Annotated in this window: 12 protein-coding genes; all 12 read right to left on the bottom strand. The window is 72.7% G+C overall.

Annotated features, from left to right (window positions below; all coding sequences use genetic code 11):
• Nucleotides 1-45: 45 nt before the first annotated feature.
• The 12 genes from BM424_RS14320 to BM424_RS14270 all read right to left on the bottom strand — a co-directional run bounded on the left by BM424_RS14320 (nucleotide 46) and on the right by BM424_RS14270 (nucleotide 12940).
• On the bottom strand, nucleotides 46-576 hold the full coding sequence (locus BM424_RS14320) for a hypothetical protein (protein ID WP_093417542.1): 531 nt from the start codon (nucleotides 574-576) through the stop codon (nucleotides 46-48).
• Nucleotides 573-1052: a hypothetical protein gene (locus BM424_RS14315; protein ID WP_093417539.1), complete on the bottom strand. Its 480-nt coding sequence runs from the start codon at nucleotides 1050-1052 to the stop codon at nucleotides 573-575. The genes BM424_RS14320 and BM424_RS14315 overlap by 4 nt, the downstream gene beginning before the upstream one ends.
• A complete protein-coding gene (locus BM424_RS14310) occupies nucleotides 1049-2344 on the bottom strand; it encodes an MCE family protein (protein ID WP_093417536.1) in 1296 nt (431 codons plus the stop codon). Before BM424_RS14310 ends, BM424_RS14315 begins: the two co-directional genes overlap by 4 nt.
• Nucleotides 2344-3501: an MCE family protein gene (locus BM424_RS14305; protein ID WP_093417533.1), complete on the bottom strand. Its 1158-nt coding sequence runs from the start codon at nucleotides 3499-3501 to the stop codon at nucleotides 2344-2346. Before BM424_RS14305 ends, BM424_RS14310 begins: the two co-directional genes overlap by 1 nt.
• Entirely contained in the window at nucleotides 3501-4616 is a 1116-nt protein-coding gene (locus BM424_RS14300; protein ID WP_093417530.1) for an MCE family protein, read from the bottom strand. Before BM424_RS14300 ends, BM424_RS14305 begins: the two co-directional genes overlap by 1 nt.
• Complete coding sequence (locus BM424_RS14295) at nucleotides 4613-5593, bottom strand: MCE family protein (protein WP_175548094.1); 981 nt, start codon at nucleotides 5591-5593, stop codon at nucleotides 4613-4615. Before BM424_RS14295 ends, BM424_RS14300 begins: the two co-directional genes overlap by 4 nt.
• Nucleotide 5594: 1 nt before the next feature.
• Nucleotides 5595-6617, bottom strand: coding sequence for an MCE family protein (locus BM424_RS14290; protein WP_175548093.1), 1023 nt, complete (start codon nucleotides 6615-6617; stop codon nucleotides 5595-5597).
• On the bottom strand, nucleotides 6614-7789 hold the full coding sequence (locus BM424_RS28420) for an MCE family protein (RefSeq protein WP_175548092.1): 1176 nt from the start codon (nucleotides 7787-7789) through the stop codon (nucleotides 6614-6616). The genes BM424_RS14290 and BM424_RS28420 overlap by 4 nt, the downstream gene beginning before the upstream one ends.
• 5 nt (nucleotides 7790-7794) lie before the next feature.
• On the bottom strand, nucleotides 7795-8634 hold the full coding sequence (locus BM424_RS28415) for an MlaE family ABC transporter permease (protein ID WP_139274068.1): 840 nt from the start codon (nucleotides 8632-8634) through the stop codon (nucleotides 7795-7797).
• Between the two features lie 4 nt (nucleotides 8635-8638).
• Nucleotides 8639-9403, bottom strand: a complete 765-nt coding sequence (locus tag BM424_RS14280) for an MlaE family ABC transporter permease (protein ID WP_093417520.1) — start codon at nucleotides 9401-9403, stop codon at nucleotides 8639-8641.
• A 408-nt stretch (nucleotides 9404-9811) separates the two neighbouring features.
• Nucleotides 9812-12433: a helix-turn-helix transcriptional regulator gene (locus tag BM424_RS14275; RefSeq protein ID WP_093417518.1), complete on the bottom strand. Its 2622-nt coding sequence runs from the start codon at nucleotides 12431-12433 to the stop codon at nucleotides 9812-9814.
• Nucleotides 12434-12604: 171 nt separating this feature from the next.
• Nucleotides 12605-12940 (bottom strand): plasmid stabilization protein, encoded by a 336-nt coding sequence (locus tag BM424_RS14270; RefSeq protein WP_093417515.1) that lies wholly within the window; start codon nucleotides 12938-12940, stop codon nucleotides 12605-12607.
• Nucleotides 12941-12974: the final 34 nt, after the last annotated feature.

Genomic DNA, 12974 nt, shown 5'->3' with positions numbered 1-12974 from the left:
CCGACGAAAACCGGGGTTTTCGACCGGAGGCGGGGTGAGGGGTGGTCAGATGGTGTCCATTGTGGAGATTCGCCAGGTGTTGTCGGGGGTTTTGGTGAGGGTTGTTCGGATTCTGGCGCCTTCGATGAGAGGGGTGGGGTGCCGGGAGCTCGTGGTGAGTTGGTTGATGAAGGCGAGGAGGACGACCTCGTCGTCCGTGGCCGTGACGACGCCCAGGGCGGAGACCGTGGTTCTGGTGGTGATGCGGTCCCGGGTGGCGGCGGGGCGGATCGCGGTGCGCTGGAGTTCGAGGTAGTCCCGGGCGAAGGGGCCGGTGACGGCGCGGGCCGCGGCGGCGAAGTCCCGGTCGAGCGTGTCGTGGCTGTAGCTGAGGACCTCGGGGATCTGCTCGGCGGCCGCGCGGGTGGCCTCGGCGCGCGCCGCCTCCACCCGGGTGGCCTCGGCCTGCCGCAGGTACAGGACGGTGACCCCGGCGGTGGCGGCCAGCAGGACCGCCACGACCAGCAGCGGGACGAGCAGGCGGCGCTTCGGCTTCGCGGGGGCGGCGGTGTCATCGACGACGTCGGTGGCGGTCATGGCACGAACTCCAGGTTGGCGACGAGCCAGGTCTGCGCGGTCTTCTCCACGGTGATCCGCAGCCGGTACTGGCGCTGCTGGCCCTCCGGCGCGCCGGCGTTGCCGACCGTGGCCCGCACCGCCGCCAGAGCGACCGCGGTGCGCCCGTCGGAGCGCTCCAGCGCGGCCTCGACGACCTCGCCGCGCGAGGTCACCTGCGAGCCGGTGACGATGTCGCGGAACGCGGTGGCCTGCGACGCGAACTGCTCCTTGAACGCGCCCGTGGCCATCCCCGCCAGCCGCTGGGCGTCCTGGTCGATGGTCCGCGCGCTGAGGTTGGTCAGTCCCAGCGCGGCCTGCCGGGCCGCGGCCACGGCCTGCCGGTCGGACTCCGCCTTGTCGGCGGCGGCCTGCGCGGTCTGGTGGAACCGGGTTCCCAGCACGGCGAGCCCGATCAGCACCAGCGCCGCCAGCACCAGTCCGCTCGCGCGCCTCACTTCAGCAGCAGATCGCGCCACGTCCCCTCCTCCGCTCTCGGGTGTTGCCGCGCGTCGCCCAGCAGCACCAGGTGGCCGTCGGGCAGCATCGCGTTGCCGGTGTCCGGGTCGTAGGTGGCCACGACCTCGCCGGGAGCCGCCCCGCAGGAGGCGGCGGACGATCCGCGACGGCGAGGATCGTTGGCGCACGGGTAGTTCCGCGCGCCGCGGATCGAGCGCGGGTCGTCAGGCACGACGTGGCAGTACTGGTCCGGCGGGACCTCGGCGGGCGACTCGTCGTCGAAGGAGCGCTGCCGGTCCATCGGCGTGTAGCCGGAGTAGCACGGGGGCGGATTGTTGACCGAGACCCGGATGCCCAGGTGTGCGCTGCCGGGGGCGGCGCCGGGCTGCTGCACGACGCGCTGCAGCGCCGCGGTCACCGCCGGGTAGAGCACGAGGGTCTGCGCCACGCCCGGCAGCTGGGTGCGCACGACCTGGCCCGTCGAGCCGAGGTCGGTGAGCAGCTGCGGCAGCGCGGGCGTCAACCGCTGTTCCAGGCCGATGAGCTGCTCGGCGGCGGGCGGGGTGTGCGCGAGCAGCCCGCGCAGGTCCTGGTCGCTGCGCCGCAGCTGCTCGCTGAAGGACGCGAGATCCCGCAGCGCGGAACGGGTTTCGGGCGCGATCTGCTGCTGGGTGCGCAGGAACGGGCCGAGCTGGTGGATGAGGTCGACGGTGGGTTCGAGGTTCAGCCCGGCCTGGTGCAGCACCGTCCTCGTGTTCTCCAGCAGGGTCGTGACCTGCGGTTCCGCCCCGCCGAGCCCGGTGGTGAGCTCGTCGAGGACGACGGTGAGCTTGTCCTGCGGGATGGAGGCGGCCAGGTCGTCGAGGCTGGTGAGCAGCTCGTCGGTGCGCGGCAGCGTCGTGGTGGCGGTGATGCGGTCGCCGGGGCGCAGCCAGGGCGGCCCGTCGCCGTCGGGGGTGAGGTTGACCGACTGCTCCCCGATCGCGGACTTGCCGCGGATCGCGGCGCTCACCCGGGCCGGGACGCGCACGTCGTCGTCGATGCCGAGGGTGGCCACGGCGGTGCCGTCGCCGAGGTCGACCGAGCGCACCTTGCCGATCTCGACGTCCCGGTAGCCCACCATCGCGCCCGGGTAGAGCCCGGTGGCGTCCGGGAACACCGCGGTGACCTCGTACTGCCCGAAGCCGAGCAGCTGGCGCAGGTCGAGGTAGTTGATCAGCACCGTGCTCACGCCGAACACGGTGAGCGCGGTGAACACGGCGAGCTGGATCCGCACCTTCCTGGTCAGCATCAGTTCCCTCCCAGCAGGTCGCCGAGCAGCGGGATCGCCGGGTCCGGCGGCGGGTTCTCCGGCGGCGGCGAGTCCGGCGGGGGTTCGATCGGCGAGCCGATGCCCAGCGGTCCCCGGATCGGGTCGGTGGCCTGCAGCGCGGTGCGGGCGGCGTCGAAGACGGTTTCGGCGGGAGTGCCCGCCAGCAGCCCGGATTCGAGGCCGGGCGTCGAGAGGTCCAGCGTCACGGCCAGATTCAGGAAGTCGCCGCGCACGACCTTCTTGTAGGTGCTCAGCGGGAACAGCAGCGTTCCCAGCGTGTCGAGGGATTTCGGCACGTCGTCGCCCGCGGCGACGAGCTGCTGCAGCGAGGGCCGCAGGTCGTCGACGACCGACAGCAGGTCGTCGCGGGAGCGGTCGAGCACCTCGCCGCCGACGGCGCCGAGCCTGCTGGAGGCCTCAAGCGCGGAGCGCAGCGAGTCGCGCTGCTCGTTGAGCACGCGGATGCCCGGCCCCAGCTCGTCGACGGCGTGCCCGAGCCGCTGGGAGTTCGCGCGCAGCCGCGCGGCCAGGCCGTCGACGGCTTCGATCGAGCGCACGATCTGGGCCTTCTGCTCGTCGGCGGAGCGGGCGAGGGCATCGAGCTGGTGGATGAGGTCGCGGGTCTGCTGCTCGTTGCCGCCCAGCGCCCGGTTGAGCTCGTCGGTGATCACCCGGACCTGCCGCAGTCCGCCGCCGTTGAGCCACAGCGACAGCGCGGCCAGCAGTTCCTCCGTGCCCGGGTAGCGGTTGGTGCGCTCGGCGGGGATGACGGCGCCGTCGGCGAGCCTGCCGACCGGGTCGGGCGGGGCGGCGAGTTCGACGTACTGGGCGCCGAGCAGGCTCTTCTGCCCGACGTTGGCGACGGCGTTGGCGGGCAGCACGACACCCGGGTCCAGGCCGATCTCGACCTCGGCCTGCCAGCCGTGCAGGCCGATGCGGCGGACCGCGCCGACGGTGACGTCGTCGACCTTGACCTCCGAGCGCGGCACCAGGTTGGCGACGTCGGCGAAGCGCACCACGACGCGCCGCGCGTCGGTGCCGCTGCCGGGACCGCCGGGCAGCGGCACCAGCTGGGCGCTGTCCACGGCACACCCGGCGAGCAGGCAGCTGATCAGCAGCAGGGCGAGACCGCGCATCACGGGCCTCCCGGAGCCGGTCGCTGGTGCGGGTTCCCGGTGCGGTGCAGCGGGTCGAGTCCGACCGGCGGGTAGGGCATGTCGAGGGGTTTGAGCAGCGGGTCGAGCGCGGCGCGGCAGTCGTCGATGGTGCCGCCGGCGGAGAACACCATCTGGCAGGTCAGGCTGGACACGCTCGCGGTGTAGGGCATCTGGATGCGGGTGCTGGCCGAGCCGGTGCTGGGCTCGTAGACGTTGTAGAGGTTGGCCAGGGTCTGCGGCGCGACGTGCAGCACGTCGGCGAGGTCCCCGCGGCTGGCGGCCAGCGTGGAGCCGACGTCGCGGAGCTCGCCGACGGTGTCGCCGAGCTGCTGCTGGTGGGTTCGGGTGAAGTCGGTGATCGTCACCAGCGCCCGGTCCGAGGCGGCCAGGGCCCGGCCCAGTTCGGCGCCGTTGTCGTCGGCGAGCGCGCTCAGCGAGGCGAGCTGGGTGGAGAAGGTCGTGAGCTGCTGCCGGCTGTCGTTAAGCCCGGCGGTGAGCTCGTCGAGTTGCCGCAGGCTGGTGAACAGGTCCTCGCTGCCCGCGGCGACCGTGCCGGACGTCCCGGCGAGCTGGTCGAGCGTGCGGCGGAACTCGGCGCCGTTGCCGCCCAGGTTGTTCGCCCCGGCCTCGATCGCCCGCGACACCGCGCCCTGCCGGTTCGCGCCGTGCGGGCCCAGAGCCCGCGTCAGCTCGGTGAGTTCGGCGTTGGTCTGGTCCCACTCGGCGGGCACCGCGGTGCGCTCGATCGGGATCCGGGCCTCGTCGGCCAGCACCGGGCCGCCCCGGTAGACCGGCGCGAGCTGCAGGTACCGGCCGCTGACCAGGCTCGGCGCCACCAGCGCCACCGAGGTGTCGGCCGGGACCTTCCGGGCGGCGTCGTAGCCGAAGCGCACCCGCACGTGGTCGCCTTCGGGCACGATCTCGTCGATCTCGCCGACCCGCACCCCCAGCACCCGCACCTCGTCGTCGACGTGGATGCCGCTGGCGCTCGGGAAGTAGGCGGTGGCGTGCTTCTGCCGATCGGCGGTCAGCAGGTAGGCCGCGGCGGCCACCAGCAGCGCGCCGATCAGCAGCGCCAGCACTCGCCGGGTCATCGGGTCCCCCTCCCCAGCAGGTCCTGCAGTCCGGGAACGGCGTTGGTGGGCGGGATGTTGGCGAAGAAGGCGTCCAGGGCGGGCATGGTGGACAGCACCTCCCCGAGGGTGCGCAGCATCGGCACGGCCTCGTGCAGGGCGGCGGTGAGCTGATCGCGGTTGTCCCGCAGGATCGCCACCGCCGAGCGGAGTTCGGTCAGCGCGGGCCGCAGCTGCGCGTCGTTCTCGCGGGCCAGCGCGTCGAGCTGGTCGGCGGTCGTGGTCAGGTCGGCGAGCAGCCGCTCGATCGCGGCCTGGCGCTGGTTGAGCGCGGTCAGCAGCGCGGTTCCCTGGTCGAAGATCGCCCGCAGGTCCTGCTGGTGGCCGGCGAGCACCTCGGTGGTGGCGCGCGCGTGCTCCAGCAGGGAGCGCAGTTCGGCGTCGCGGGCGTTGACGCTCTCCGCCAGGCGCCGCAGGCCGCTCAGCGCCTGGGGTGCGCTGCGCGCGGTGCCGTCGAGGGTGTCGGCCACGGCGGTCAGCGCGGTCGTCAACCGGTCGGTGTCGAGCCGGGAGGTGGTGTCGGTGAGGCTCTGCAGGGCTTGGGTGACGTCGTAGGGCGCGATGGTGCGCGACAGCGGGATCTGCGCGTCGTTCGGCAGCTCCCCGGGCCCGGCCGGTGCCAGGCTCAGCGCCTTCTCGCCGAGCGCGCTCTGCGCCTTGATCGCCGCGGTGCTCCCCTCCCCCACCCGCAGGTCGGGTTCGTCGACGGTGAACGACACCAGCACGTCGGTGTCGCGCAGCTCAACGTCCTCGACGCGGCCGACGGTCATGCCCGACACCACCACCGGATCGCCCTCCACGAGGCCACCGGCCTCGGAGAACACGGCGTGCAGGCCGCGTCCGGCCAGCAGCGGCGAGATCGCGTCGCCGCTGAGCGAGAACAGCACGACGACGGCGATCAGCAGCGAGCCGACGACGCCGAGCCGGGAGTCGTTCACGTCAGTTCCCGCCTTCCTCGGCGCAGCGCCGCACATCGCTGTCGATCCACGGGGTGTAGAGGTAGCCGCCGGTGGGGGCGCTGGTGCGCACCCGCACGCTGCACAGGTAGGCGTTGAAGAAGTTGCCGTTGACGCCGATCCGGCCGATCCGCCGGTAGGCCTCGGGCAGCTCGCGCAGCGCGGAGCGCACCTGCTCGTCGTGGGCGTCGAGGGTGCCCGCGATGGTGCCCAGGTCGCCGATCTCGGCGCGCAGGTCGGGCCGCAGCCGGGGCAGCAGGTCGGCGGCGGTGGCGGTGAGGCCGTGCAGGTGGTCGACGGCGCCGGTGATCGCGCCGCGGTCGGCGGCCAGCCCGTCGACCAGCTGCCGGGTCTGCCCGATGACCTCCGAGACCTGCCGGTCGTGCGCGTCGAAGGTGGCCAGCGCGGCGTCGAGGTTGCCGATGACGTCGCCGATGAGCCGGTCCCGGTCGGCGAGGGTGTGGGTGACCGAGGCCAGCGAGGTCAGGAACGAGTCCAGCGCCCCGGCCTCGCCCTGCAGCACCTGGATCAGCGAGCCGGAGAGCTGGTTGACCTGCTCCGGCGACAGCGCCTGGAATAGCGGCTGGAACCCGCCGACGAGCACGTCGAGGTCCAGCGCGGGCGAGGTCCGCTGCAGCGGGATGACCTGCTCGCCCAGCGGCGTTCCGCCGTCGCCTTCGGCGAGTTCCAGGTAGCGGTTGCCGACGAGGTCGCGGTACTTCACCGCCGCGCGGGTGCCGCTGGTCAGCGGGGGCGCGCCGGAGACGGTCATGCTCACCAGCACGGTGGCGTCGGGCCGCATCCGCAGGTCGTCGACCTGCCCCACGCGCACGCCCGCGATCCGCACCGGGTCGCCGGGTTCCAGGTAGGACACGTCGAAGAACACCGCGCGCACCTCGGTCTCCTCCCCGGCCCTGCGGGTTTCGCCGAGCAGCAGCGCGATGTAGCCGGCGGCGAGCGCGGCGACGGTGAAGAACGCGGCGAGCTTGACGACCTCGGCTCTCACCGGCCACCTCCCAGCGGGGAGAGCGGGCCGAACAGGTACACCGCCAGCAGGTCGGGGTTGAGCCGCGGGCTCTCGTCGGTGCCGCGGTAGGGGTTGGCGCCGGTGTCGTAGTTGACGTACGGCGGGATTCCCCGCACCTCGGGCAACCCGTGGCAGTCGGGGCCGGTGTCCACACCGGTCTTGGGCAGGTTCTGCGGGTACTCGTAGGCGGGGATGCCCGGCAGCATGCTCACGGTGACGTGCGTGTTGGGGTGGGTGCCGCCGAACTCGGGCCCGCCGGTGACGGCCCGGATGAGGTCGCCGTTGTGCACCATGCCGCCGAAGAAGCACGGCACGACCGGCGAGTACCGCCGCAGCAGCCCGGCCGTCGGTTGCAGCTCGTCGAGCGCGGACACCAGCGGAGGGCCGTTGTCGTCGAGGAACTCGCCGGTGCCGTTGCCGAGCTCGGTCAGCGACAGCAGGAATCCGGCGAAGGCCCGCTTCTGCTCGACCAGGGTGCTGCCGGTGCCGCCGAGGTTGCTCGCGGTGGCGGTGAGGTCGTCGGTCACGTCCCGGTAGTGCTCGGCGACCGCGGTGACCTGCGGCAGCCGGGATTCGAGCTCGGGCAGGTTCGGGTTGAACGCGCGCAGGTAGCCGTCGGTGTCGGCGATGAGCGCGCGGATCCGGTCGCCGTTGCCGCGCAGCGACCCGGACACCGAGGTCAGGGCCGCGTTGAGCTTGCTGGGCGGCACGCCGCGCAGGGTGTCCATGACGTGGTCGAAGGTGTGGTCCAGCTCGACGGTGACGCGCGCGCGGTTCAGCACCGCTCCGGCGGCGATGTGCTCGCCGGTGTCGGGACCGGGCCGCAGTTCGACGTACTTGGCGCCGAACACGGTGGCGGGCACCAGGTTCGCGGTGACCTGGGCGGGGATGCGCTCGGCCTGCGCGGGGTCGAGCTCGACGGCGAGGCGGGCTCCGGTGCCGTCGCTGGTGACCTCGGCGACCGAGCCGACCTCGACGCCGCGCAGCTTGACCGGCGAGCCCGGTTCCATCAGCAGCCCGGAGCGGTCGGCGAGCACGGTGATCGGCAGGACGCGGTCGAAGGCCCGGTTGTACTGCGCCACCGACAGCACCGCCAGCAGCGCGACGCACACCGCGAACGCGGCGCCGATGAGGACGTATCGCGAGTTCACCGGCCTCACCCCGAGATGTGGACCGAGGAGGCGGAACCGTAGATCGCCAGGTCGAGCAGCAGGTCGACCAGCATCACCCCGATCAGCGAGCCGCGCACGGCCTTGCCGACCGCCTGACCGACGCCGGCGGGACCGCCGCTCGCGGCGAAGCCGTGGTAGCAGTGCACCGACATCACCACGACCGACATGGTCAGCGCCTTGACGAACGACCACAGCAGGTCGGAGGGCACCAGGAACGCGCTGAAGTAGTGGTCGTAGGTGCCGCCGGACTGGGCGTAGGCGACGGTGACGACCAGCCGGGTCGCGGCGAACGAGCCGAGCACGGCCAGCGAGTACAACGGGATGATCGCCACGAACCCGGCGATGATCCGGGTGGTCACCAGGTACGGCACCGACCGGATCGCCATCACCTCCAGCGCGTCGATCTCCTCGCTGATGCGCATCGCCCCGAGCTGCGCGGTGAAACCGGCGCCGACGGTGGCGGTCAGCGCCACCCCGGCGATGACCGGCGCGGCCTCGCGGGTGTTGGCGTAGGAGGAGACGAACCCGGCCAGCGCTTCGACGCCGATGTTGGCCAGCGAGGAGTAGCCCTGCAGCCCGACCTCGACGCCGATCGCGGCGGTCATGAACACCACGATCACCACGGTTCCGCCGATCACGGCCAGTCCCCCGGTGCCGAGGCTGACCTCGGCGATGAGGCGCACGACCTCGCGCTTGTAGCGCATCAGCGCCGTGGGCACCGAGGCGTAGACGCGGCCGTGGAAGACGACCTGCCTGCCGGTGTCCTCGAGTCTGCGCAGCGGCACCCGGATCACCCGGGTGCGCTTGGATTCGCCGATCGCCATCCGCTCAACTCCTCGTTTGCAGGAACACCGCGGTGATCAAGGAATTGGCGGCGAAGAGCAGGATGAAGCTGAACACGACGGTCTGGTTCACCGCGTCGCCGACGCCTTTCGGACCGCCTTTCGCGTTGAGCCCGAGGTGGCAGGCGACGAGTCCGGACAGCAATCCGAACACGGCCGCCTTCAACTCGCTGACGAGAAGATCATCAATTCCGGTGAGCAGCGTCAGATTCGCGACGAAGAGCCCGGCGCTGGCCTTCTGCACGAGCACCGAGAACAGGAAGCTGCCCGCCAGTCCCACGAAGGTGACCAGTCCGTTGAGCGCCAGCGCCACGACCGTGGAGGCCAGCACCCGGGGAACCACCAGGCGGTGCACGGGGTTGAGCCCCATGACGCCCAGCGCCTCGATCTCGTCGCGGATCTTGCGCGCCCCCAGGTCGGCGCAGATCGCCGTCGCCCCTGCTCCGGCGACGACGAGAACGCTGACCATGGGCCCGATCTCGCGCACCACGGCCAGCCCCGCGCCCGCCCCGGCGAGGTCGGTGGCACCGATCTCGGTGAGCAGCTGGTTGAGCTGGAAGACGACGATCACGCAGAACGGGATGGCCACCAGCAGCGTCGGCACCACCGACACGCTCACGATCATCCAGGACTGCTGCAGGAACTCGCGGAGCTGGAAAGGGCGTCGGAATCCCTGACGCACGACCTCGGCCGACAACCGGTAGAAGGAACCGACGGGAACGCTGATCCTGGCCATCCCGGAATTCGCCATCGACCGACCTCCCCCGGGCAGGCAGAAATCCACTACGACGCGAAAAGCGATTCACTGCAAGAAGAACGAGAGACGGTCGCTCGAAAAGACAAGTGCACGAGTAGCAATCGGCGGCGGCTGTTCGGCGGTGCGGACGATAGTCGCATTACGCTCCCTTAACGTCAACAACCCCCGCCCGAAACACCACCCAGCGGAACCCCCCAGCACACCCACTGCTCCAACAAGGTGACCCCCACCCGAGCCACCCACCCCGACCCCCCTCCGGACCTCGCGGCCAGGCCCCGGCGGGGCCTCGCGTGCCGCTGCCCGGCTCCGGGTTCGACGGGGTCCTGGAGCAGGGCAGTTTTAGTCATAACTGTCCCTGAGAAGACGGGACAGTTATGACTAAAACTGCCGTCGCCGAAGGACTCAGCACTGGGACGCGCCCGCGTCGGCGGCGGCAGGGCCAGGCGTCGGGTGGGGGTCGTCGGTGACGGGGTCGAGGCGGGGGAGTTCTGCTGGGAGTTCGGTGCGTCTGCGGACGTTGAGCTTGCGGTAGACGCGGGTGAGGTGCTGCTCGACCGTGCTGACGGTGATGTAGAGGCGGCGGCCGATCTCGCGGTTGGTCTGGCCGCGGGCGGCGAGTTCGGCGACCTTGCGCTCGGCCTCGCTCAGCAGCGGCGTTCCGGACGTGGTCGGAGTGGGTTCGGGGCGGGTGTCGAGGTGGTCGCGGAGGTGGTGCGGCAGGACCTCGGCCTGGCAGGACTTGGCCATCTGGTCGGCTTTGCGCAGCACCAGGCGGGCGTTGCCGAGCTGGCCGAGCTCGCTGTGGGCCTGGCTGAGGTCGGCCAGCGCGCGGGCCAGCTCCAGCCGGTCGTCGACGCGTTCCAGCAGCTGCACGGCTTCGCGGAGGACGGCGACGCGCTGGCGGGGTTCGCTGCAGGCGGCCAGCACGCGCAGGGCGATCGCGCGCAGGCGCGCACCTCCGCTGTCGTGCCCGAGCTGCTCGGCGACCAGGTCCCGGGCCTCCTTGCGGCGGCCCAGCAGCAGGTAGGTCTGGGCGAGGTCGCTGCGCCACGGGATCGCGGTCGGCACCGCCGGGTCGCCGCGGCGCATCCGGGCGGCGATCCGCTCGAAGGCGTCCAGGGCGGCGAGGGTGCGGCCGGTGGCCAGCGCGTGCCTGCCGGTGGCGTGCAGGTGGCGCAGGCCGAAGGTGGTCGCGGCCATCTCGTCCGGGACGGGACGGGCGAGCAGTTCGGCGGCCGCGTCGTGACGCCCCAGCGCCGAGTTGACCAGGATCAACGTCGACTGCGGCAGTCCGACCAGCACGCCCCAGCTCTGCGGGTGCAGCAGCTGCAGGGCCTCCTGGGCCTGGGTCTCGGCGGCGATGAGGTCGCCGCGTCGCCACGACATGTCGGCCCGGACCGCGCTGATCAGCGCGCGAGTGGTGGTGGCGCCCTGCCTGCGGGCCTGGTCGGCCACGGCCGCGCACCAGCGCTGGGCGCGCTCGGCGTGCCCGGTGTGGTCGAGGGCGAGCACGGCGGCGGCCGCGGCCTCGGGCAGCACGTCCCCGGAGCAGCTCTGCAGCACGTGCTCGGCGGCGCGCAGCACCTCGCCCGGGGCGTCCTGGGTCCAGGCGCCCATCAGCTGCGCGGTGCGCTGCCAGCGGGTGTCGCCGACGTCGAGGGCGGCGGGTTCGGGCAGCGCGCCGTGGATCCACTCGGCGGCGATGCGCAGTTCGGCGGCGTCGCGCGGCTGCGGTTCTCCCGCGTGCTCGCGGGTGGCGCGCAGCAGGTCGCAGGGCTGCTCGCCCTGCCACCACCGCAGCCGGGCCACCGGGATCGCGTCGCGCCACGACAGGTCGCCGCGGTCGGCGAGCGTGCCGAGGTGGCGCACGGCCAGCGACGGGTTGAGCCGCCAGGCCGCGCGCACCAGGGCGGCGCGGATCTCGACGCGTTCGCGCTCGTCCTCGGCGGCGGGCAACGCGAGTTGCAGGCAGCGCACGGCCAGGTCGGCATCGTCGAGCAGGGACTGCTCGGCGGCGTAGCGCAGCGGCCGCATCGCCCAGCGGCCCGGGACCTCGCCCGCGGCGGTGAGGTGGCGGGCGATCTCGACGGCCGGGTGACCGCGCCGGTGCAGCAGCTCGGCGGCGCGCGCGTGCAGCCGGGCTGCCTCGGCGGCACCGAGGCTCGCCAGCACGACGTCGGGGTTGCGCAGCCGGTGCTCGCGCAGCAGACCCGTGGATTCGAGGACGTCCAGGACGGGTCCCACGGCCCGGGTGCTGCGGTCGAGCAGGTCGGCGACCAGCGCCCGCGACGCCTGCTCACCGAGGATCGCCGCCGCCACGGCGACCGGCAGGAAGTCGGGGTCCCAGCGCGTCAGGCAGTCCAGCACGGCGCGGCGGAAGCGCGGGCCGACGGCCAGGCCGTCGTCGACGAGCGCGCGCAGCAGGAACGGGTTGCCGCCGGTGAGCGCGAGCGCCGTCGCGGCCCGGTCGGCGTCGCCGATCAGCTCGGCCACGCCGGATTCCGTCAGCGGGGCGAGATCGAGGCGGTGGTCCGGTTGGCGGACCAGCTCGGCGTGCGGCGCCTCGCGGGTCAGGTCCGGCCGCTCCCACTCGGTGAGCACCAGCAGCACCCGCGAGGACGCGATGCGTCTGCGCAGGTAGAGCAGCACCTGCTGGGATTCGGGGTCGGCGAGGTGCACGTCGTCGACGGCCAGCACCAGCGGTCCCCGCTCGGTCGGCAGCAGCGCGCTGATCTCCTCCAGCGCGCGGGCGTCGAGCGGCGAGGTGGCGCGGTCGCGCACGCTGCGCCCGGTGCCGGCGAGCAGCTGGGCGATCACGCCGAGCGGCAGCTCCCGCTCGGCCCGGGAACCGACGGCCCGCAGCACGGTCGCGCGCCCGCCCGCGAGGTCGCCGAGGGCGTCCAGCAGCGCGGTCTTGCCCGTGGCCATGCCGCCGCCGATGAGCACGACCCGGCCGCGTCCCCGCTCGCAGTCGGCCAGCGATTCTGACAATCGGGCTAATTCGCTGATCCGTTCGGTCACCATCGCCTGAACTCCACACGTCCACTCGCGCAACGGTTCTCGGCTCGTGACCGGTGCCGGTGCGCGGACTCGCCGCCTACACCCCGCTCCGACGGGGCCGGCCGCGACGCGGTTCCGCGACGGCGGTGAAGTCCTGCGGTTGTTCCCGAACGAAAACGTCCCGGGGCGAACGCCTCAGCGGCGGGACAGGGCGCGCCGCAGCTCCTCCTTGCTCATCTTCGAACGCCCTTCGATGCCTTCGCGCTTGGCGTCCTCGTAGAGCTGCCGCTTGGTGCGCCCGCCCGGGCCCTCGCGGTTGCCGGAGCGCTTGCCCCCGCGGCGCTGCGGCGGGATGTCCTGGGTGGAGACCTCGCTGCGCTGCCGGGCGGTCCCCTTCTGCGCCCGGTTCTTGTTCACGGTCCGCGCGGCGATCTCCTCCGCCCGGCCCTCACCGGACCCGCGCTTCTTCGCCCCCTGCTTGACGTGCTCGTACTGCCGCTCGTCCTTCGCGGACCACGCACGCTGCGGCATGAGCCCCCTCCAATCCCGAACGCATCATCACCTC

This window comes from Saccharopolyspora flava, from assembly GCF_900116135.1.
GTDB classification, from domain to species: domain Bacteria; phylum Actinomycetota; class Actinomycetes; order Mycobacteriales; family Pseudonocardiaceae; genus Saccharopolyspora; species Saccharopolyspora flava.
Note: the sequence above shows the minus strand (reverse complement) of the source record. Positions and strands in the feature narration are given on the sequence as shown.

Excerpts from the sequence above, each read along its gene's own strand:
- BM424_RS14320 (WP_093417542.1), bottom strand. The coding sequence starts at position 576 with ATGACCGCCACCGACGTCGTCGATGACACCGCCGCCCCCGCGAAGCCG.
- BM424_RS14310 (WP_093417536.1), bottom strand. The coding sequence starts at position 2,344 with ATGCTGACCAGGAAGGTGCGGATCCAGCTCGCCGTGTTCACCGCGCTC.
- BM424_RS14305 (WP_093417533.1), bottom strand. The coding sequence starts at position 3,501 with ATGCGCGGTCTCGCCCTGCTGCTGATCAGCTGCCTGCTCGCCGGGTGT.
- BM424_RS14300 (WP_093417530.1), bottom strand. The coding sequence starts at position 4,616 with ATGACCCGGCGAGTGCTGGCGCTGCTGATCGGCGCGCTGCTGGTGGCC.
- BM424_RS28415 (WP_139274068.1), bottom strand. The coding sequence starts at position 8,634 with ATGGCGATCGGCGAATCCAAGCGCACCCGGGTGATCCGGGTGCCGCTG.
- BM424_RS14280 (WP_093417520.1), bottom strand. The coding sequence starts at position 9,403 with ATGGCGAATTCCGGGATGGCCAGGATCAGCGTTCCCGTCGGTTCCTTC.
- BM424_RS14275 (WP_093417518.1), bottom strand. The coding sequence starts at position 12,433 with ATGGTGACCGAACGGATCAGCGAATTAGCCCGATTGTCAGAATCGCTG.
- BM424_RS14270 (WP_093417515.1), bottom strand. The coding sequence starts at position 12,940 with ATGCCGCAGCGTGCGTGGTCCGCGAAGGACGAGCGGCAGTACGAGCAC.